The sequence below is a fragment of the Paraburkholderia sp. GAS82 genome (genome assembly GCF_050436285.1).
GTDB lineage: Bacteria > Pseudomonadota > Gammaproteobacteria > Burkholderiales > Burkholderiaceae > Paraburkholderia > Paraburkholderia phenazinium_B.
The window spans coordinates 149124-169293 of the sequence record NZ_JBNDLX010000015.1; the positions used below are offsets into that span (position 1 = coordinate 149124).

At 59.0% G+C, this 20170-nt stretch carries 25 protein-coding genes; all 25 read right to left on the bottom strand.

Annotated features, from left to right (window positions below):
• Nucleotides 1-6 precede the first annotated feature (6 nt).
• The 25 genes from rpsE to rpoC all read right to left on the bottom strand — a co-directional run bounded on the left by rpsE (nt 7) and on the right by rpoC (nt 20168).
• A complete protein-coding gene (rpsE, locus tag P3T17_RS34900; RefSeq protein WP_074262697.1) occupies nt 7-525 on the bottom strand; it encodes a 30S ribosomal protein S5 in 519 nt (172 codons plus the stop codon).
• Nucleotides 526-539: 14 nt separating this feature from the next.
• Nucleotides 540-905: a 50S ribosomal protein L18 gene (rplR, locus tag P3T17_RS34905; RefSeq protein ID WP_006052218.1), complete on the bottom strand. Its 366-nt coding sequence runs from the start codon at nt 903-905 to the stop codon at nt 540-542.
• A gap of 12 nt (nt 906-917) precedes the next feature.
• Nucleotides 918-1448, bottom strand: a complete 531-nt coding sequence (gene rplF / locus P3T17_RS34910; RefSeq protein ID WP_074262698.1) for a 50S ribosomal protein L6 — start codon at nt 1446-1448, stop codon at nt 918-920.
• An 18-nt stretch (nt 1449-1466) separates the two neighbouring features.
• Nucleotides 1467-1862, bottom strand: a complete 396-nt coding sequence (rpsH, locus tag P3T17_RS34915; protein WP_074262699.1) for a 30S ribosomal protein S8 — start codon at nt 1860-1862, stop codon at nt 1467-1469.
• Nucleotides 1863-1876: 14 nt separating this feature from the next.
• Nucleotides 1877-2182: a 30S ribosomal protein S14 gene (gene rpsN, locus P3T17_RS34920; RefSeq protein WP_074262700.1), complete on the bottom strand. Its 306-nt coding sequence runs from the start codon at nt 2180-2182 to the stop codon at nt 1877-1879.
• Nucleotides 2183-2189: 7 nt separating this feature from the next.
• Nucleotides 2190-2729 (bottom strand): 50S ribosomal protein L5, encoded by a 540-nt coding sequence (gene rplE / locus P3T17_RS34925; protein ID WP_006052214.1) that lies wholly within the window; start codon nt 2727-2729, stop codon nt 2190-2192.
• A gap of 17 nt (nt 2730-2746) precedes the next feature.
• Nucleotides 2747-3055, bottom strand: a complete 309-nt coding sequence (gene rplX / locus P3T17_RS34930) for a 50S ribosomal protein L24 (RefSeq protein ID WP_074262701.1) — start codon at nt 3053-3055, stop codon at nt 2747-2749.
• 9 nt (nt 3056-3064) lie between these two features.
• A complete protein-coding gene (rplN, locus tag P3T17_RS34935; protein ID WP_006052212.1) occupies nt 3065-3433 on the bottom strand; it encodes a 50S ribosomal protein L14 in 369 nt (122 codons plus the stop codon).
• A 288-nt stretch (nt 3434-3721) separates the two neighbouring features.
• The gene (rpsQ, locus tag P3T17_RS34940; protein ID WP_007180129.1) at nt 3722-3994 is read right to left on the bottom strand and encodes a 30S ribosomal protein S17; all 273 of its coding nucleotides are present in this window, start codon (nt 3992-3994) and stop codon (nt 3722-3724) included.
• Entirely contained in the window at nt 3991-4185 is a 195-nt protein-coding gene (gene rpmC, locus P3T17_RS34945; protein ID WP_007180130.1) for a 50S ribosomal protein L29, read from the bottom strand. Before rpmC ends, rpsQ begins: the two co-directional genes overlap by 4 nt.
• A gap of 10 nt (nt 4186-4195) precedes the next feature.
• A complete protein-coding gene (gene rplP / locus P3T17_RS34950) occupies nt 4196-4612 on the bottom strand; it encodes a 50S ribosomal protein L16 (RefSeq protein WP_074262702.1) in 417 nt (138 codons plus the stop codon).
• A 2-nt stretch (nt 4613-4614) separates the two neighbouring features.
• Nucleotides 4615-5412 (bottom strand): 30S ribosomal protein S3, encoded by a 798-nt coding sequence (rpsC, locus tag P3T17_RS34955; RefSeq protein ID WP_429411483.1) that lies wholly within the window; start codon nt 5410-5412, stop codon nt 4615-4617.
• A gap of 11 nt (nt 5413-5423) precedes the next feature.
• Nucleotides 5424-5756, bottom strand: coding sequence for a 50S ribosomal protein L22 (gene rplV, locus P3T17_RS34960; RefSeq protein WP_007180133.1), 333 nt, complete (start codon nt 5754-5756; stop codon nt 5424-5426).
• A gap of 7 nt (nt 5757-5763) precedes the next feature.
• A complete protein-coding gene (gene rpsS / locus P3T17_RS34965) occupies nt 5764-6039 on the bottom strand; it encodes a 30S ribosomal protein S19 (RefSeq protein WP_004199273.1) in 276 nt (91 codons plus the stop codon).
• Nucleotides 6040-6049: 10 nt separating this feature from the next.
• Nucleotides 6050-6877: a 50S ribosomal protein L2 gene (gene rplB / locus P3T17_RS34970; protein WP_074262704.1), complete on the bottom strand. Its 828-nt coding sequence runs from the start codon at nt 6875-6877 to the stop codon at nt 6050-6052.
• Nucleotides 6878-6879: 2 nt separating this feature from the next.
• Nucleotides 6880-7194 (bottom strand): 50S ribosomal protein L23, encoded by a 315-nt coding sequence (gene rplW, locus P3T17_RS34975; RefSeq protein WP_074262705.1) that lies wholly within the window; start codon nt 7192-7194, stop codon nt 6880-6882.
• Nucleotides 7191-7811, bottom strand: coding sequence for a 50S ribosomal protein L4 (gene rplD, locus P3T17_RS34980; RefSeq protein WP_074262706.1), 621 nt, complete (start codon nt 7809-7811; stop codon nt 7191-7193). The genes rplW and rplD overlap by 4 nt, the downstream gene beginning before the upstream one ends.
• Nucleotides 7811-8470, bottom strand: a complete 660-nt coding sequence (gene rplC, locus P3T17_RS34985; protein ID WP_074262707.1) for a 50S ribosomal protein L3 — start codon at nt 8468-8470, stop codon at nt 7811-7813. The genes rplD and rplC overlap by 1 nt, the downstream gene beginning before the upstream one ends.
• Nucleotides 8471-8658: 188 nt before the next feature.
• Nucleotides 8659-8970, bottom strand: a complete 312-nt coding sequence (rpsJ, locus tag P3T17_RS34990; RefSeq protein ID WP_006998489.1) for a 30S ribosomal protein S10 — start codon at nt 8968-8970, stop codon at nt 8659-8661.
• 136 nt (nt 8971-9106) lie between these two features.
• Nucleotides 9107-10297: an elongation factor Tu gene (gene tuf / locus P3T17_RS34995; protein ID WP_074262708.1), complete on the bottom strand. Its 1191-nt coding sequence runs from the start codon at nt 10295-10297 to the stop codon at nt 9107-9109.
• A gap of 47 nt (nt 10298-10344) precedes the next feature.
• A complete protein-coding gene (fusA, locus tag P3T17_RS35000) occupies nt 10345-12447 on the bottom strand; it encodes an elongation factor G (RefSeq protein WP_074262709.1) in 2103 nt (700 codons plus the stop codon).
• Nucleotides 12448-12580: 133 nt separating this feature from the next.
• The gene (gene rpsG, locus P3T17_RS35005; protein WP_006053291.1) at nt 12581-13051 is read right to left on the bottom strand and encodes a 30S ribosomal protein S7; all 471 of its coding nucleotides are present in this window, start codon (nt 13049-13051) and stop codon (nt 12581-12583) included.
• A gap of 180 nt (nt 13052-13231) precedes the next feature.
• The gene (gene rpsL, locus P3T17_RS35010) at nt 13232-13612 is read right to left on the bottom strand and encodes a 30S ribosomal protein S12 (protein ID WP_035935550.1); all 381 of its coding nucleotides are present in this window, start codon (nt 13610-13612) and stop codon (nt 13232-13234) included.
• A 220-nt stretch (nt 13613-13832) separates the two neighbouring features.
• Entirely contained in the window at nt 13833-15680 is a 1848-nt protein-coding gene (gene recQ / locus P3T17_RS35015) for a DNA helicase RecQ (protein WP_429411485.1), read from the bottom strand.
• 249 nt (nt 15681-15929) lie between these two features.
• The gene (gene rpoC, locus P3T17_RS35020; RefSeq protein ID WP_074262711.1) at nt 15930-20168 is read right to left on the bottom strand and encodes a DNA-directed RNA polymerase subunit beta'; all 4239 of its coding nucleotides are present in this window, start codon (nt 20166-20168) and stop codon (nt 15930-15932) included.
• Nucleotides 20169-20170: the final 2 nt, after the last annotated feature.

The window sequence follows — 20170 nt, forward strand, 5'->3', positions numbered from 1 at the left end:
CCACCTTTAGCCCAGAATTTCTTCGACGGACTTGCCACGCTTCGCCGCGATGTCGCCCGGCGTGGACTGCTTGCGCAGGCCGTCGAGCGTTGCACGAACGAGGTTGTACGGGTTCGTCGAACCGTGGCTCTTGGCCACCACATTCTGCACACCCATCACGTCGAACACTGCGCGCATCGGGCCGCCAGCGATCACGCCGGTACCATCCTTCGCCGGAGCGAGGAGGACTGCGGATGCGCCGTGCTTACCGTGCACTTCGTGTTGCAACGTACCGTTCTTGAGCGGCACCTTGAACATGTTGCGGCGAGCTTGTTCCATTGCCTTCTGAACAGCAACCGGAACTTCCTTCGCTTTGCCCTTGCCCATGCCGATGCGGCCATCGCCGTCGCCAACCACGGTCAGTGCGGCAAAACCGAGAATCCGGCCGCCCTTCACAACCTTGGTCACGCGGTTGACCGAAATCATCTTTTCGCGCAGGCCATCGTCGCGTTCGTCAGCCTGAACTTTCGCTTGCATCTTTGCCATGACGAATTCTTCCCTTAGAACTTGAGTCCGGCTTCGCGCGCCGCATCAGCCAGCGCTTTCACGCGGCCGTGGTAACGGAAACCCGAACGGTCGAAGGCGACGGATTCGATGCCGGCAGCCTTAGCCTTTTCTGCAATGCGCTTGCCGATCAGCGTAGCAGCAGCAACGTTGCCACCCTTGCCGGTCTGATCAGCCAGTTGCGCACGCACTTCGGCTTCGAGCGTCGACGCGCTGGCGAGCACCTTGGTGCCGCACGGCGAGAACACTTGCGCATAGATGTGCGTGTTCGTGCGATGCACGGCGAGACGCGCGACCTGCAGCTCAGCGATCTTGATACGCGTCTGACGAGCGCGGCGCAGGCGAGATTGAGTCTTATCCATGATTGCGCACCCTTACTTCTTCTTCGTTTCTTTGAGGATCACAACCTCGTTGGCGTAACGCACACCCTTGCCCTTATAGGGCTCCGGCGGACGATAGCCGCGCACTTCTGCAGCGACCTGGCCAACTTGTTGCTTATTGATCCCCTTGATCACGATTTCGGTTTGCGTCGGGGTTTCAGCCTTGACGCCTTCCGGCATCTGGTGCACCACGGGGTGCGAGAAACCCAGCGACAGGTTCAGCTTGTCGCCTTGCGCCTGTGCGCGGTAACCGACGCCAACCAGCGTCAGCTTGCGCTCGAAACCCTTCGTCACGCCGTTCACCATGTTCGCAACGAGTGCGCGCATCGTGCCCGACATCGCGTTCGCTTCGCGGCTTTCGTCAACCGGCTCGAACTTCAGCGTGCCGTTGTCGTTCACCACTTTCACGAGGCGGTTTGCAGCTTGCGTAATCGTGCCCAACGGACCCTTGACGGTGATGCGATCGTCGCTCAGGGCCACTTCCGCGCCTTGCAGCACGATCGGGCTTTTACCTACTCGAGACATGTTTCTCTCCTTTCGGCCTTAAGCGACGTAGCAGATGACTTCGCCGCCAACGCCCGTAGCGCGCGCCTTGCGGTCCGTCATCACGCCCTTCGGCGTCGACACGATTGCCACGCCAAGGCCATTCATGACCACGGGGATGTCGTTACGGCCGCGGTACACACGCAGACCAGGCTTCGAAACGCGTTCAATGCGTTCGATGACCGGACGGCCAGCGTAGTACTTCAACACGATGTTCAATTCCGACTTCGCACCTTCGGACTTCACTGCGAAATCGTCGATATAGCCTTCGTCCTTCAGGACCTGCGCGATCGCAACCTTCACTTTCGACGAGGGCATTTGCACCGAAACCTTCTCAACCATCTGCGCATTGCGGATGCGAGTCAGCATATCGGCGATAGGATCACTCATGCTCATTTACGTTTCTCCTATTACCAGCTCGCCTTGGTCAGGCCAGGGATCTCGCCGCGGAACGCGATTTCGCGAATCTTGTTACGCGCCAGCCCGAATTTACGGAACGTGCCGCGCGGGCGACCGGTAATTGCGCAACGGTTGCGCTTACGGGTCGGATTAGAGTTGCGCGGCAGTTGTTGCAGTTCGAGACGGGCTGCGTAGTGCTCTTCGTCCGACTTGCTCATATCGCCAATGATCGCCTTCAACTCGTTACGCTTGGGAGCGTACTTAGCAGCGAGGCGAGCACGCTTCTTTTCACGTTCGATCAGTGCCAGTTTAGCCACGGTAACCTCAGTTTCTGAACGGGAACTTGAAGCTGGCGAGCAGGGCCTTTGCTTCGTCGTCGGTCTTCGCAGTCGTCGTGATGCTGATGTTCAGCCCACGCAGTGCGTCGATCTTGTCGTAGTCGATTTCGGGGAAAATGATCTGCTCTTTCACACCGATGTTGTAGTTGCCGCGACCATCGAACGCACGACCCGACACGCCACGGAAGTCGCGCACACGGGGGAGCGCAACCGTCACGAAACGGTCCAGAAATTCGTACATTGCCTGACCACGTAACGTGACCATTGCACCGATCGGATAGCCCTGACGGATCTTGAAGCCAGCGATTGCCTTACGTGCCTTCGTGATCACCGGCTTCTGGCCAGCAATCTTCGTCAGGTCGCCAACGGCGTTTTCGATGATCTTCTTGTCAGCAACCGCTTCGCCAAGGCCCATGTTCAGGGTGATCTTGGTGATGCGCGGCACTTCCATCACGGACTTGTAACCGAACTTCTCGATGAGGCCGGGTACAACCTTCTCTTTGTAAAACTCTTGCAAACGAGCCATTTTTTTACTCCGCAGCGTCAGGCGCTCAGCTCGGCACCGGTCGTCTTAAGGAAACGGACTTTCTTGTCTCCTTCGACCTTGATGCCTACACGCGATGCCTTGCCATTCGCGTCGACCAATGCGACGTTCGAAATTTGCAGCGGCATCGTCTTGGCTTCCACGCCGCCCGTCGTACCCTTCATCGGGTTCGGCTTGACATGCTTCTTGACGAGGTTGATACCCTCGACCGTCACATGATTCTCGCCAACGGACAGCACGATGCCGCGCTTGCCCTTGTCCTTGCCGGTGATGACGATAACTTCGTCACCTTTGCGAATCTTGTTCATCGCGACTCCTTACAGCACTTCCGGTGCCAGCGAAACGATCTTCATGAATCGTTCGCTACGCAACTCGCGCGTGACAGGCCCGAAAATACGGGTGCCAATAGGTTCGAGCTTGGCATTCAACAACACAGCGGCGTTGCCATCGAACTTGATCAGCGAGCCGTCCTGACGACGAACGCCCTTGGCGGTGCGAACCACCACGGCGTTATAAATTTCGCCTTTCTTCACGCGCCCGCGCGGCGTTGCCTCTTTGACGGTCACCTTGATGATGTCGCCAATGCTGGCATAACGACGCTTCGAGCCGCCGAGCACCTTGATGCACATGACTTCACGTGCACCCGTGTTGTCGGCCACTTCAAGCCGAGTTTCGGTCTGGATCATGGTTTATCATTCCCAACTTAATCCGGTCGCACCACCATGGCGCACCCGGTCAGTCTTGGTCCCGTCAGCCAATCGGCTGCTTGGGTTAGAACAGCAGCGACGGCAAACGAAACCCGCCATCGCAATCCGGTGAATCCTTCGGAACAGACTGGCGCCTGAACCGCTTCCCCCACCAACTTCGCCCGCGACGGGGCTCCCACAAAGAGGGAAGACCGAGATTATAACAAATAATCTCGGTCTTGCAAGCGAAACTTACTGCGATTTCAACTACTTCTACAACTTGCGGCGTCAGATGACGCGAGCAGCCTCGACCAGGCGAGCCACAACCCAAGCTTTCGTCTTAGAAATCGGACGTGTTTCCTGGATTTCAACAAGGTCGCCCTCGTTGTACGTGTTCGCATCGTCGTGCGCGTGGTACTTCTTCGAACGCACAACGTACTTGCCGTAGATCGGGTGCTTCACGCGGTGCTCGACCAGCACGGTGACCGTCTTGTCCATCTTGTTGCTGACGACCTTGCCGACCAGCGTCCGCTTGAGCGAGGTTTTTACGCTATCGTTCATTTCTGGTTCGCCTTCTCAGTCAGGACGGTCCGCACACGTGCGATGTCGCGACGGACCTTCTTCAGCTGGCTCGTGTTCGTGAGCTGCTGGGTCGCGAGTTGCATGCGCAGGCCGAATTGCGCCTTCAGCAGGTCCGACAGCTCCTTGTTGAGCGCGGCCTGATCTTTCTGGTGAAGTTCGGAAGCCTTCATCATTTGCTCCTTAGGCGCCGAGCTGACGAACGATAACGGTCGTCTTGAGCGGCAGCTTCGCTGCAGCCAGACGGAACGCTTCGCGTGCCAACTCTTCGGTTACGCCGTCCATTTCGTACAGCATCTTGCCCGGTTGAATCTCTGCGACGTAGTACTCAGGGTTACCTTTACCGTTACCCATACGTACTTCAGCCGGCTTATGCGAGATCGGCTTGTCCGGGAAAATGCGGATCCAGATACGGCCACCACGCTTGATGTGACGGGTCATTGCACGACGCGCCGCTTCAATCTGGCGCGCGGTCAAACGACCACGACCGATAGCCTTCAGACCGTATTCACCGAACGACACCGCGTTGCCGCGGGTGGCGATACCGGTGTTACGACCCTTCTGCTCTTTGCGATACTTTCTGCGTTTCGGTTGCAGCATCGTTATTCTCCAGTCTTCCCGTCACCGCCAGCACGACGGGGGGCGCCACGGCGTGCACCTGCCGGACCACCACCTTCACCATCGCGACGCGGACGGCGATCGCCACCCGGACGTGCATTGCGGCGCGGACGCTTTTCTTCGGCGACTTCTTCCACCACCGGTGCGTCGTTGCGGCCGAGCGTATCGCCCTTGTAGACCCACACCTTCACGCCGATGATGCCGTACGTCGTCTTCGCTTCCGAAGTTGCGTAGTCGATGTCAGCGCGCAGCGTATGAAGGGGTACGCGACCTTCGCGATACCATTCCGTACGGGCGATTTCGATACCGTTCAGGCGGCCAGCGCTCATGATCTTGATGCCTTGAGCACCCAGACGCATGGCGTTTTGCATTGCACGCTTCATCGCGCGGCGGAACATAATCCGGCGCTCGAGCTGTTGCGTGATCGAATCGGCGATCAGTTGCGCATCGGTTTCCGGCTTGCGGATTTCTTCGATGTTGACGTGAACCGGAACGCCCATACGCTTCTGGAGTTCCGACTTCAACAGTTCGATATCCTCGCCCTTCTTGCCGATGACCACGCCCGGACGCGAGCTATAAATCGTAATGCGCGCGTTCTTCGCCGGACGCTCGATAACGACGCGACCAACCGAAGCGTTCTTCAGCTTCTTCTTCAGGTACTCACGTACACCGATGTCTTCCTGCAACATCGCCGCGAAATTGTTGTTGTTCGCGTACCAACGCGACGCCCAATTGCGGCTGACGGCCAAACGGAAGCCAGTCGGATGAATTTTCTGTCCCATCGTATGACCCCTTAGTTACCGACCGTCACAGTGATGTGACAGGATTGCTTCTCGATGCGGTTACCGCGGCCTTTAGCGCGCGCGGTAAAACGCTTGAGCGAGGCAGCCTTGTCGATATAGATGCTCGTGATCTTGAGCTCATCGATATCGGCGCCTTCGTTGTGCTCCGCATTCGCGATCGCCGACAGCACGACCTTTTTCACGATTCCCGCAGCCTTCTTCGGCGAGAACGTCAGAACGTTCAGCGCCTTGTCGACCGGCAAACCGCGGATCTGGTCAGCCACAAGGCGCGTCTTCTGCGCCGAGATGCGGGCACCGCGATGAATTGCTTTCACTTCCATCATGAGCCCCTTATTTCTTAGCCTTCTTGTCGGCCGCGTGACCCTTGAACGTCCGGGTCAATGCGAACTCGCCAAGCTTGTGGCCGACCATGTTTTCCGAGATATACACCGGAACGTGTTGACGGCCGTTGTGCACGGCAATCGTCAAACCGATGAAATCCGGCAGAATCGTCGAACGACGCGACCAGGTTTTGATCGGCTTCTTATCCCGCGAAGCTGCAGCCGCCTCAACTTTCTTCAGCAAATGGGCGTCGCAGAACGGACCTTTTTTTACAGAACGTGCCATTGCCTACTCCTTAACGCTTGTGACGGCGCTGGACGATCATGCTCGTCGTGCGCTTGTTGCTGCGGGTACGATAACCCTTCGTCGGCGTGCCCCACGGGCTCACCGGGTCGCGACCTGCAGCCGTCTTGCCTTCACCACCACCGTGCGGGTGATCGACCGGGTTCATTGCAACGCCACGCACCGTCGGGCGGATACCGCGCCAGCGGTTTGCGCCAGCCTTACCGATTTGACGGAGGCTGTGCTCTTCGTTGCCAACTTCACCGATCGTCGCGCGGCACTCAACGTGCACACGGCGAATTTCACCCGAACGCAGGCGGACCTGTGCGTACGTACCTTCACGAGCCAGCAGCATCGCCGACGTACCAGCCGAACGCGCCATTTGCGCGCCCTTGCCCGGCAGCATTTCGATGCAGTGAATCGTCGTACCGACCGGAATGTTGCGGATCGGCAGCGTGTTACCTGCGCGGATCGGAGCTTCCGAACCCGACATCAGTTGCTGACCCACCGTCACACCCTTCGGAGCGATGATGTACTTGCGCTCGCCGTCCGCGTACAGAACCAGCGCGATGTTCGCGCTACGGTTCGGATCGTACTCAAGACGTTCGACCTTGGCCGGAATGCCATCCTTCGTGCGACGGAAATCGACGACACGATAGTGATGCTTATGACCACCGCCCTTATGACGCGTGGTGATGTGACCGTTGTTGTTACGGCCGGCGATCGAGGATTGCGCGTCGAGCAGCGGTGCGAACGGCTTGCCCTTATGCAGATCCTTGTTGACCACCTTGACCATCGCGCGGCGACCCGGCGAAGTCGGCTTAACTTTAACGATTGCCATGATTACTTGGCCTCCGCTTCAAAGTTGATTTCCTGACCAGGCTTCAGGCAGACGTAGGCCTTCTTCACGTCCTTGCGCTTGCCCATGAAGCGGCCAAAGCGCTTTGCCTTGCCCTTCGAGACCAGCACGTTGACGGAATCGACTTCCACCTTGAACATCAGTTCAACAGCGGCCTTCACTTCCTGCTTCGTGGCATCCGGCGCGACTTCGAACACGACTTGCTCGTTCTTGTCGGCCACCAGCGTCGCCTTTTCGGAGATCACCGGCGCGAGCAGGACCTGCATCAAACGATGATCGTTCTTGCGAATCTCGCTCATGACAGCAACTCCTCGATCTGGGCGACCGCAGCCTTCGTGATCAGGATCTTCTTGAAGTAGATCAGCGACAGCGGGTCGGCGTAACGCGGCTCGACAACTGCCACATGGGCGAGGTTGCGCGACGCGAGGTACAGGTTTTCGTCAACCGTGTCGGTAATCACCAGCACGGATTCGAGACCCATCGCCTTGAATTTTTCGGCCAGCAGCTTCGTCTTCGGCGCTTCGAGCGTCAGCTCGTCAACCACCGAGATGCGGCCTTCGCGAGCCAGCTGCGAGAAGATCGAGCAGAGACCTGCGCGATGCATCTTCTTGTTAACCTTGTGCGAAAAGTTTTCTTCCGGCGAATTCGGGAAGATACGGCCACCGCCGCGCCACAACGGGCTCGACGACATACCGGCACGGGCGCGACCCGTGCCCTTTTGACGCCACGGCTTCTTGGTCGTGTGCTTGACTTGCTCACGGTCCTTCTGCGCGCGGTTACCGCTACGGGCGTTAGCCTGGTAGGCCACCACAACCTGGTGAATCAGGGCTTCGTTGTAATCACGGCCGAACACGACGTCCGACGCGCTAACAGCTGCGCCTTCCTGACCATTGGCATTCAGGAGCTTAAGTTCCATTATTTCGCTCCTTTCACGGCGCGCGTCTTCACGGCCGGCGTCACGAAAACCTTGCCGCCCTTAGCACCCGGAACGGCACCCTTGACCAGCAACAGCTTGCGGTCGGCGTCGATACGAGCGATTTCGAGGTTTTGCACGGTTACCGTATCGTCACCCATGTGACCGGTCATGCGCTTACCCGGGAAAACACGACCCGGATCCTGCGCCATACCGATCGAACCCGGCACGTTGTGCGAGCGCGAGTTACCGTGCGAGGCACGGCCGGATGCGAAGTTGTAACGCTTGATGGTACCGGCGTAGCCCTTACCGATCGACACGCCTTGCACGTCGACCTTTTGGCCCACTTCGAAGAGGTCGGGACCCACCACGGCGCCGTTCGACAACTCGGCAGCCTTGGCGGCATCAACCTGGAATTCTTTGAGGATTTCACCGGCTTGAACACCGGCTTTGGCGAGATGACCTGCCAGCGGCTTCGTCACGCGCGATGCACGGCGCGTACCGAATGCAACCTGAACGGCCGTATAGCCATCGGTTTCCACAGTCTTGATCTGCGTCACGCGGTTGTCGGACACGTCCAGAACGGTGACGGGAATCGAATCCCCTTCAGCCGTAAAGATACGGGTCATGCCAACCTTGCGACCTACGAGTCCAAGGCTCATCGTTTTCTCCATTCCCGACTGCGATTGGTCGGGGCTAATTTACAAAATGCCGGCGTTTTTCAAGCTGAAGCACACCGACTTTTTTGCGCAAATGCGCGAAAAGCCCACTATTATAGCGAGGCTTTTCGTTTTCCGCAAGCAATCAATGACTTAGCGACGCCCAGCGGACCGGGCATCGCCGCAAAGCCTTATTGCAGCTTGATTTCCACGTCTACGCCAGCCGGCAGATCGAGCTTCATCAGTGCGTCGACGGTCTTGTCCGTCGGGTCAACGATGTCCATCAGGCGCTGGTGAGTGCGGATTTCGAGCTGGTCGCGCGACGTCTTGTTGACGTGCGGCGAACGCAGGATGTCGAAACGTTGAATACGGGTCGGCAGGGGCACCGGACCACGAACGATTGCGCCAGTCCGCTTTGCCGTGTCGACAATTTCAGCTGCCGATTGATCAATCAGGCGATAGTCGAAAGCCTTCAGGCGAATGCGGATTTTCTGGTTCTGCATGACAATTCCTTGGAAAGAGCGAGGCGATGTTGCATCGCCAAATATAAAAAGAACGTAGGACCGGACACCCACTGAGGGCGGGCGCCCGGCCCCGGGCACCTTTACTGCAAATTACTGCAACCGCGAACCCTCGATTTTACTCGAGAATCTTGGCAACGACACCTGCGCCGACGGTACGGCCACCTTCACGGATGGCGAAGCGCAGACCTTCTTCCATCGCGATCGGGTTGATCAGCTTCACCGTGATCGACACGTTGTCGCCCGGCATCACCATTTCCTTGTCCTTCGGCAGCTCGATCGAGCCCGTCACGTCCGTCGTACGGAAGTAGAACTGCGGACGGTAGTTGTTGAAGAACGGCGTGTGACGACCGCCTTCGTCCTTGCTCAGCACGTACACTTCGGCCGTGAAGTGCGTGTGCGGGTTGATCGAACCCGGCTTGGCCAGCACCTGGCCACGCTCCACGTCTTCACGCTTCGTGCCGCGCAGCAGGATACCCACGTTGTCGCCCGCCTGACCCTGGTCGAGCAGCTTGCGGAACATTTCCACGCCCGTGCACGTCGTCTTCACCGTCGGCTTGATACCCACGATCTCGATTTCTTCGCCGACCTTCACCACACCGCGCTCAACCCGACCCGTCACCACCGTGCCACGACCCGAGATCGAGAACACGTCTTCCACCGGCATCAGGAATGCGCCGTCCACTGCGCGCTCCGGCGTCGGGATGTACGTATCCAGCGCGTCGGCCAGGTTCATGATCGCCACTTCGCCCAGCTCGCCCTTGTCGCCTTCCAGCGCCAGCTTGGCCGAACCCTTGATGATCGGCGTGTCGTCGCCCGGGAAGTCGTACTTCGACAGAAGTTCGCGAACTTCCATCTCGACGAGCTCCAGCAGCTCAGCGTCGTCCACCATGTCGCACTTGTTCAGGAACACGATGATGTACGGAACGCCAACCTGACGTGCCAGCAGGATGTGCTCACGCGTTTGCGGCATCGGGCCGTCAGCGGCCGAGCACACCAGGATTGCGCCGTCCATCTGCGCGGCGCCCGTGATCATGTTCTTCACATAGTCAGCGTGGCCCGGGCAGTCAACGTGTGCGTAGTGGCGGTTCGCCGTTTCGTACTCGACGTGTGCCGTGTTGATCGTGATGCCGCGCGCCTTTTCTTCCGGCGCCGCGTCGATCTGGTCATACGCCTTCGCTTCCCCGCCGAACTTCGCGGTCAGCACCGTCGTGATCGCTGCCGTCAGCGTGGTCTTGCCGTGGTCAACGTGACCGATCGTGCCGACGTTCACGTGCGGCTTGGTCCGTTCGAATTTACCTTTAGCCATGTTTCTCTTCTTTCAAAAAGTTAATCGTTGAATGACTTGCCGCGCGCTTACTTCGACTTCGCGTTGATGATTGCTTCCGACACGTTGCGCGGTGCTTCCGAATAATGCTTGAACTCCATCGTGTACGTTGCACGACCTTGGCTCAGCGAACGCAGCGACGTCGAGTAGCCAAACATTTCCGACAGCGGCACTTCGGCGCGAACAATCTTGCCGCCGCCAATCATGTCTTCCATGCCCTGAACAATACCGCGACGGCCCGAAAGATCGCCCATCACGTTGCCCATGTAGTCTTCCGGCGTTTCGACTTCCACAGCCATCATCGGTTCGAGGATGACCGGGCTTGCCTTGCGCATTGCTTCCTTGAACGCCATCGAACCGGCCATGCGGAACGCGTTTTCGTTCGAGTCAACATCGTGGTACGAACCGAACGTCAGGTGAACCTTCACGTCAACGACCGGGAAGCCTGCCAGCACGCCAGCCTTGAGCGTTTCCTGGATACCCTTGTCGACTGCCGGGATGTATTCACGCGGAATCACGCCGCCCTTGATCTCGTCCAGGAACTCGTAGCCCTTGCCTTGCTCGTTCGGCTCGAGCGTGATGACCGCGTGACCGTACTGGCCGCGACCACCCGACTGCTTGACGAACTTACCGTCAACGTCTTCCGCCTTGCCGCGAATCGTCTCGCGGTAAGCCACCTGCGGCTTGCCGACAGTCGCTTCGACGCCGAATTCACGCTTCATCCGGTCAACCAGAATTTCGAGGTGGAGCTCGCCCATGCCCGAAATAATAGTTTGACCCGATTCTTCGTCCGTTTGCACGCGGAACGACGGATCTTCCTGAGCCAGGCGGTTCAGTGCCAGGCCCATCTTTTCCTGGTCGGGCTTCGTCTTCGGCTCAACAGCCTGCGAAATCACCGGCTCCGGGAAAATCATGCGTTCGAGCACGATCGGGCTCTGCGGATCGCACAGCGTGTCGCCAGTCGTTGCGTCTTTCAGGCCGACTGCAGCAGCGATGTCGCCTGCGCGGACTTCCTTGATTTCTTCACGCTGGTTTGCGTGCATCTGCAGAATACGACCCAGACGTTCCTTCTTGTCCTTCGTCGCGTTCAGCACCGTGTCGCCCGAATTCACAACGCCCGAGTACACACGGAAGAAGATTAGCTGGCCGACGAATGGGTCGGTCATGATCTTGAATGCCAGTGCCGAGAACTTTTCGTCGTCAGCAGCGCGGCGCTCACCCTGTTCACCGTTTTCCAGCTCGCCGGTAACCGGCGGGATGTCGATCGGCGACGGCAGGAAGTCGAGCACGGCGTCCAGCATCCGTTGCACACCCTTGTTCTTGAACGCGGTACCGCAAAGCATCGGCTGGATTTCGCAAGCGATCGTACGGTCGCGCAGACCCTTGACGATTTCCTCTTCGGTCAGCTCGCCCTCTTCGAGGTACTTGTTCATCAGCTCTTCGCTCGATTCAGCCGCGGCCTCGACCATCTTTTCACGCCACTCGTTGCACGTGTCAACGAGCTCAGCCGGGATTTCTTCGTACGAGAACTTCGTGCCCTGGGACGCGTCATCCCAAATGATCGCCTTCATCTTCAGCAGATCGACCACGCCCGTGAAAGTTTCTTCGGCGCCGATAGGCACCACAACCGGAACCGGGTTCGCCTTCAGACGCAGCTTGAGCTGGTCGTAGACCTTGAAGAAGTTCGCACCGGTACGATCCATCTTGTTGATGAACGCGAGGCGGGGAACCTTGTACTTGTTAGCCTGACGCCACACAGTTTCCGACTGCGGCTGCACGCCGCCCACTGCGCAGTAAACCATGCATGCACCGTCGAGCACGCGCATCGAACGCTCAACTTCAATCGTGAAGTCAACGTGGCCCGGGGTGTCGATGATGTTGATGCGGTGCTCGGCGCGGTCGCCAGCCATACCTTTCCAGAAGGCCGTGGTAGCAGCCGACGTGATGGTAATGCCGCGTTCCTGCTCCTGCTCCATCCAGTCCATGGTGGCAGCGCCGTCGTGAACTTCACCAATCTTATGGTTCACGCCGGTATAGAACAGAATGCGCTCGGTCGTCGTCGTTTTGCCGGCGTCGATGTGAGCGCTAATACCGATATTGCGGTAGCGCTCGATAGGTGTCTTGCGAGCCACTTTGATCCTCTATGGGGATAACGCGATGCGAGAAAGACCCATCGCGCTGTAACACAAACGGGCGAGGCGCTTTATAAGCGCACCCGCCCGGAATTTCTTGCCGATTTCTTCCGCTAACCCGGGATCGGGCAGCTTAGAAACGGAAGTGCGAGAACGCCTTGTTGGCTTCTGCCATCCGGTGAACTTCGTCGCGCTTCTTCATCGCGCCGCCACGGCCTTCGGCCGCTTCGGAGAGTTCACCTGCCAGACGCAGGGCCATCGACTTCTCACTGCGCTTCTTCGCAGCTTCGCGCAACCAACGCATCGCCAATGCCATACGACGCGACGGACGCACTTCGACCGGAACCTGATAGTTCGCACCACCAACGCGACGGCTCTTCACTTCGACCACCGGCTTCACGTTGTTGAGCGCTACCGTGAACACTTCCAGCGGGTCCTTGCCACCCTTGGTCTGGATCTGTTCAAAAGCGCCGTACACGATACGCTCGGCAACCGACTTCTTGCCGGAGAGCATCAGCACGTTCATGAACTTGGCTACATCTACGTTACCGAACTTCGGATCCGGCAACACTTCCCGCTTGGGGACTTCGCGACGACGCGGCATGTTTCTTCCTTTAACTTTTTCAGTTGGAGCTATTTTTAGCCCCGCGGCCACCAACTAACCCGATTCATCTCTTACGACTTACCAGCCCGGTCGGGTGACCACTTACTCGACAGCACCGGCGATTCCGGCACCACCGCTAATACCGCCTTTGCAGGCGACCTGAAACGACTGACCGGCTAATTACTTGCCAGCCTTGGCGCGCTTGGCACCGTACTTCGAACGAGCCTGCTTACGATCCTTGACGCCCTGGGTGTCCAGCGAGCCGCGAACCATGTGGTAACGCACACCCGGCAAGTCCTTCACACGACCGCCGCGAATCAGCACGACCGAGTGTTCCTGCAGGTTGTGGCCTTCACCACCAATGTACGAAATGACTTCGAAGCCGTTCGTCAGGCGCACCTTGGCGACCTTACGAAGTGCCGAGTTCGGCTTCTTCGGCGTCGTGGTGTACACGCGAGTGCACACGCCGCGACGCTGGGGGCAGTCCTGCAAAGCCGGGCTCTTGCTCTTCACTGTTTCGGAAGCGCGGCCTTTGCGAACCAGTTGATTGATGGTTGGCATTGTTTATTCCTGAAATTGAACAAAATCGACGCAAATCTTTCTGGGCAAAGCAGAAACGATTGCGCATCGAACTTCCGGATCCGATTGCCAGCGTGCGAGCTCATCTTGCTTTGACCCGCGCGGCGGCATTCCAAGAACCGGAACCTAGCATAATATTCCGAAAAGACTAAGTGAGTCAATAGCTTGCGAGGTCTCGAAGCCCCGACTGACTCTGTAATGCCTAGTCGGCACCGACCACTTCGAGCAATTCCCAACCGAAGCGGTCCAGTTTGCGCGCACCCATGCCCGGAATGCCGCGCAAGGTCTCGATGGAATCGGGGCCGTTGCGGGCAATCTCCGCCAAAGTCGCGTCGTGGAAGATGACGTAGGCCGGCACGCCTTCGGTCTTCGCCGTCTCGGTGCGCCAGGCACGCAGACGGTCCCAGCGGGCGCGCTCGCGCGGCCCCATGCCGATCGTCGGATCCGCGCGCTCACTGGTGCGGCTAGACGACTGGCGGGTACGCGTCGGCTTCACATAGCGGCGCATCGTGACGTTCTGCTCGCTCTTGAGTACCGCTTTACTTGCCTCGGTGAGCACCAGCGAGCCGAAGCCCTCATGGTCGACCGTCAGGTAACCGAACGCGACGAGCTGGCGGAAGATGGCGCGCCATTCCGGCTCGCCCAGCGCAGCGCCTATTCCGAAGGTGGTCAACTTTTCGTGACCGCGTTGCAGGATTTTTTCGCTGCGGTTACCACGCAAGATGTCGATCAGATGGCCGGCGCCGAAGTGGAAACCACTCGCCCGTTGCGCGCGGAACACGCAGGACAGTGCCATTTGCGCCTCCCGCGTTGCATCCCAGGTGTCGGGCGGTTCAAGACAGGTATCGCAATTGCCGCAGGGTTTGCTCGATTCGCCAAAATAGTTAAGCAGACGCACCCGGCGGCATGTCGCCGCTTCGCACAGGCCAAGTAGCGCGTCGAGTTTACCGGTCTGCACGCGCTTATGCGCATCGTCGGCGTCCGATTCGTCGATCATCTTGCGCTGCTGCACGACGTCGCCGAGGCCGTAGGCCATCCATGCGTTCGCCGGCATGCCGTCGCGGCCCGCGCGGCCCGTTTCCTGGTAGTAGCCTTCGACGCTTTTCGGTAAATCCAGGTGAGCGACAAAACGCACATCCGGCTTGTCGATGCCCATACCAAACGCGATCGTCGCGCACATGACGATGCCTTCCTCGCGCTGGAACATCTCCTGGTGCTTCTGGCGAATCTCGAACTCCATGCCAGCGTGATAAGGCAGCGCACGCATGCCCTTCTCTTTCAGCCACTCGGCCGTTTCTTCCACCTTGCGACGTGACAGGCAATACACGACGCCGGCGTCGGTCGTGCCGTCGGGCCTGGAATGCTCGGCGCGGATGAAATCGAGCAACTGCGTCCGCGCATTGTCCTTTTCGACGATCCGGTAGCGGATGTTCGGGCGGTCGAAACTGGAGACGAAAACCCGCGCATCGTCGAGCGCCAGGCGGTGGATGATTTCATCGCGCGTGATGGCATCTGCAGTAGCCGTAAGCGCGATGCGAGGCACGTTCGGAAAACGTTCGTGCAACACCGACAGCTGAATGTACTCAGGGCGGAAGTCGTGCCCCCATTGCGAAACGCAGTGCGCTTCGTCGATCGCAAACAAGCCGATGCGCGTGCGCTCGAGCAGCTCCTGGAAGCGCGACGTCATCAGCCGCTCGGGAGCCACATACAGCAGATCGATCTCGCCTTCGCGCAATGCGCGCTCAGTCGCGGCGGCCTCCGGGCCAGACAAGGTCGAATTCAGATACGCCGCGCGCACGCCGACTTCCTTGAGCGCAGCAACCTGATCCTGCATCAGCGCGATCAACGGCGACACCACGATCCCCGCGCCCAGTCCGGCCTCGCGCCGCACCAGCGACGGAATCTGGTAACAGAGCGATTTGCCGCCGCCCGTCGGCATCAACACGAGGCAATCGCCGCCGCCGGCGACATGTTCGACAATCTCCCCCTGTTGCCCTCTGAACACGGGGTAACCGAAGACTTCGTTGAGGATTTCGAGCGAACGGGACATGAATTTGAGAGAGGACAGCGTATTGCCGGTGACACGAATTTTACCAACGCATTCGTACTGCGCCTGCGCTTTCCGACAACGTTAGCCAATTGGCCTACAAAACCGCTCAAAGGCGTGTCAAAAGCGACTGTGGTGCGTGGGACAGGAGTGAGTGCCAAAGCACTGACTCCTGTCGACAAAAAAAAAGCCGCTCAGTCGAAACTGAGCGGCTTCTGGCTTACGAGCCCAAGCGGCTTGCGCCGCCAGGACTTATTCGCCTGAGTGTTGCTGTTCGGCGGCCGGGGTTTCCGGCGTACCGAATTCGAACGACTCTTCCGCGGCGATCTGATCGAAACGCTCGCGGTCGGACAGTTCCTTGCTCTTGCGTGCCTTGTGGAACGCGAGACCCGTACCGGCCGGAATCAGACGGCCAACGATCACGTTTTCCTTCAGACCACGCAGATCGTCGCGCTTGCCCATAATCGCCGCTTCGGTCAGCACGCGGGTCGTTTCCTGGAACGATGCCGCAGAGATGAACGAATCGGTCGACAGCGACGCCTTCGTGATACCAAGCAAGACGTTTTCGTACGTTGCCGGACGCTTGTCTTCCGCGATCATACGGTCGTTCTCGTCGAGCATATCCGACCGCTCGACCTGTTCGCCCGGGATGAAACGCGTATCGCCGTTGTCCGTAATCTGCACGCGACGCAGCATCTGACGAACAATCACTTCAATGTGCTTGTCGTTGATCTTCACGCCTTGCAGACGGTACACGTCCTGCACTTCGTCCACGATGTAACGCGACAGCGCTTCGACGCCCTGCAGACGCAGGATGTCGTGCGGATCGGCCGGCCCGTCGACAATCATTTCGCCCTTGTTGACGACCTGACCATCGTGCACCAGAACCTGCTTTTCCTTCGCGATCAGGAACTCGTGCTGGTTGCCCTCGAGGTCCGTGATAACGAGACGCTGCTTGCCCTTCGTGTCCTTACCAAACGACGTCGTACCCGTGACTTCCGCCAGGATACCTGCGTCCTTCGGCGAACGTGCTTCGAACAGTTCCGCCACACGCGGCAGACCGCCGGTAATGTCACGCGTCTTCTGCGATTCGGTCGGGATACGTGCGAGCACTTCACCCACCTGCACCTGCTGACCGTCCTTCACGGTGATCAGAGCGCCGACCTGGAAGCCGATCTGCACCGAGTGCTCGGTGTTCGGGATCTTGACTTCTTCACCGCTCGCATCGAGCAGCTTGACCTGCGGACGCACCGTCTTCGAAGCTTGCGAACCGCGGCGCTTCACGTCGATCACGACCAGCGTCGAGAGACCCGTCACATCGTCGATCTGCTTGGCAACCGTCACGCCTTCTTCGACGTTTTCGAACTTCACCGTACCACCGTACTCGGTGATGATCGGACGCGTCATCGGATCCCACGTCGCCAGTTGCGTGCCGGCCTTGATCTGCGCGCCGTCCAGTTGCAACAGCGTCGCGCCGTACGGCACCTTGTGACGCTCACGCTCACGGCCGTGGTCGTCGGTGATCATCGCTTCGCCCGAACGCGAGATGACGATCTGCTCGCCCTTCGCATTCGTGACGTAACGCATCGTCGACGTGAAACGAACCGTACCGTTCGACTTGGCTTCGATTGACGAGGCCACTGCCGCACGCGATGCCGCACCACCGATGTGGAACGTACGCATCGTCAGCTGCGTGCCCGGTTCACCGATCGACTGCGCAGCGATCACACCCACTGCCTCACCGACGTTGACCGAGGAGCCGCGGCCCAGGTCGCGGCCGTAGCAGGCTGCGCACAGACCGTAACGCGTTTCGCAAGTCAGCGGCGTACGCACGCGCACTTCGTCGATGCCGAGGCGTTCGATCTCTTCGACCGCGTCTTCGTCGAGCAACGTGCCTGCTTCGTACAGCGTTTCCTGCGATTCCGGATTGACGACGTCAGCCACCGCCACGCGACCGAGGATACGGTCACGCAGGGCTTCGACGACTTCACCGCCTTCGACCAACGCCTTCATGGCGACGCCGTTCGACGTACCGCAATCGTCTTCCACCACCACCAGATCCTGCGTCACGTCCACCAGACGGCGCGTCAGGTAACCCGAGTTTGCCGTCTTCAGTGCCGTATCAGCCAGACCCTTCCGTGCACCGTGGGTCGAGATGAAGTACTGCAACACGTTCAGGCCTTCGCGGAAGTTCGCCGTGATCGGCGTCTCGATGATCGAGCCATCCGGCTTCGCCATCAGGCCACGCATACCGGCCAGCTGACGAATCTGAACTGCGGAACCGCGAGCACCCGAGTCAGCCATCATGTAGATGGAGTTGAACGACTCCTGACGCGTCTGGTTGCCGTCGCGATCGACCACCGGCTCCGTCGAGAGCTGTTCCATCATCGCCTTGCCGACCGCTTCCGACGTTGCCGACCAGATGTCGACCACGTTGTTGTAGCGTTCTTGTGACGTGACGAGACCCGACATGTACTGACGGTCGTATTCCTTCACCTTCTTCGCGGCGTCGCCGACGATGGTTTCCTTCTGCGGCGGCACGAGCATGTCGTCCACGCAGATCGAGATACCAGCGCGCGTTGCCAGACGGAAACCCGACTGCATCAACTGGTCGGCGAAAATCACCGTTTCACGCAGACCGCACTTGCGGAATGCGGTGTTGATCAGACGCGAGATTTCCTTCTTCTTCAGCGGCTTGTTCAGCACCGAGAACGGCAGGCCCGGCGGCAAAATTTCCGACAGGATCGAACGGCCGACGGTCGTCGCATACAGCGTGATCTTCGGCACGAACTTCGGCGCACCTTCCGACTTGTCTTCGTTGTGGACCATTTCGGTGATCCGAACGTTGACGCGCGAGGCGAGCTCGACTTCCTTGTTCTCGTATGCACGCAGCGCTTCCGAGACGCCGGTGAACGTCAGGCCTTCGCCCTTGGCGTTCACTGCTTCGCGGGTCGCGTAGTACAGGCCGAGCACGATATCCTGCGACGGCACGATCGACGGATCGCCGTTAGCCGGGAACAGGACGTTGTTCGACGCCAGCATCAGCGTGCGCGCTTCCATCTGCGCTTCGAGCGACAGCGGCACGTGCACAGCCATCTGGTCACCGTCGAAGTCGGCGTTGAACGCCGCGCAAACGAGCGGGTGCAGCTGGATTGCCTTACCTTCGATCAGCACCGGCTCGAAAGCCTGAATGCCAAGACGGTGAAGCGTCGGCGCACGGTTCAGCATGACCGGATGCTCGCGGATCACCTCTTCCAGGATGTCCCACACCACCGGCGTCTGGTTCTCGACTTCCTTCTTCGCAGCCTTGATGGTGGTAGCGACACCCATCACTTCGAGCTTGTTGAAGATGAACGGCTTGAACAGTTCGAGCGCCATCAGCTTCGGCAGGCCGCACTGATGCAGCTTGAGCGTCGGGCCGACCACGATCACCGAACGGCCCGAGTAGTCCACACGCTTACCGAGCAGGTTCTGACGGAAACGACCGCCCTTACCCTTGATCATGTCAGCGAGCGACTTCAACGGACGCTTGTTTGCGCCGGTCATCGCCTTACCACGACGGCCGTTATCGAGCAGCGAATCGACGGCTTCCTGCAGCATCCGCTTTTCGTTGCGGACGATGATTTCAGGCGCCTTCAGTTCGAGCAGACGCTTCAACCGGTTGTTACGGTTGATCACGCGGCGATACAGGTCGTTCAGGTCCGACGTCGCGAAACGGCCGCCGTCCAGCGGCACCAGCGGACGCAGTTCCGGCGGCAGCACCGGCAGCACTTCGAGCACCATCCAGTCAGGCTTGATGCCCGAACGCTGGAAAGCCTCGAGCACCTTCAGGCGCTTCGCGTACTTCTTGATCTTCGCTTCCGAACCCGTGTTCTTGAGTTCGGTGCGCAGCATCTCGACCTGTTCGTCGATGTTGATCGCGCGCAGCAGTTCGCGCACGCCTTCCGCGCCCATTTCGGCACGGAATTCGTCACCGTACTCTTCGACCTTGTTGTAGTAATCCTCTTCCGTCATGATCTGCCGCGCTTTCAGCGGCGTCATGCCCGGATCGATCACCACGTAGGCTTCGAAGTACAGCACGCGTTCGATGTCGCGCAGCGTCATGTCGAGCACCATGCCCAGACGCGACGGCAGCGACTTCAGGAACCAGATGTGCGCAACCGGCGAGGCCAGTTCGATGTGGCCCATCCGTTCGCGACGCACCTTCGCCAGCGTGACTTCAACGCCGCACTTCTCGCAGATCACGCCACGGTGCTTCAGGCGCTTGTATTTGCCGCACAGGCATTCGTAGTCCTTGATCGGCCCGAAAATCTTCGCGCAGAACAAGCCATCACGTTCCGGCTTGAATGTCCGGTAGTTGATGGTTTCCGGCTTCTTCACTTCACCGAACGACCACGAACGGATCTTGTCCGGCGACGCCAGACCGATCTTGATTGCATCAAAAACTTCTTCTTGTTGGACTTGCTTGAATAGATCGAGCAGAGCTTTCATTG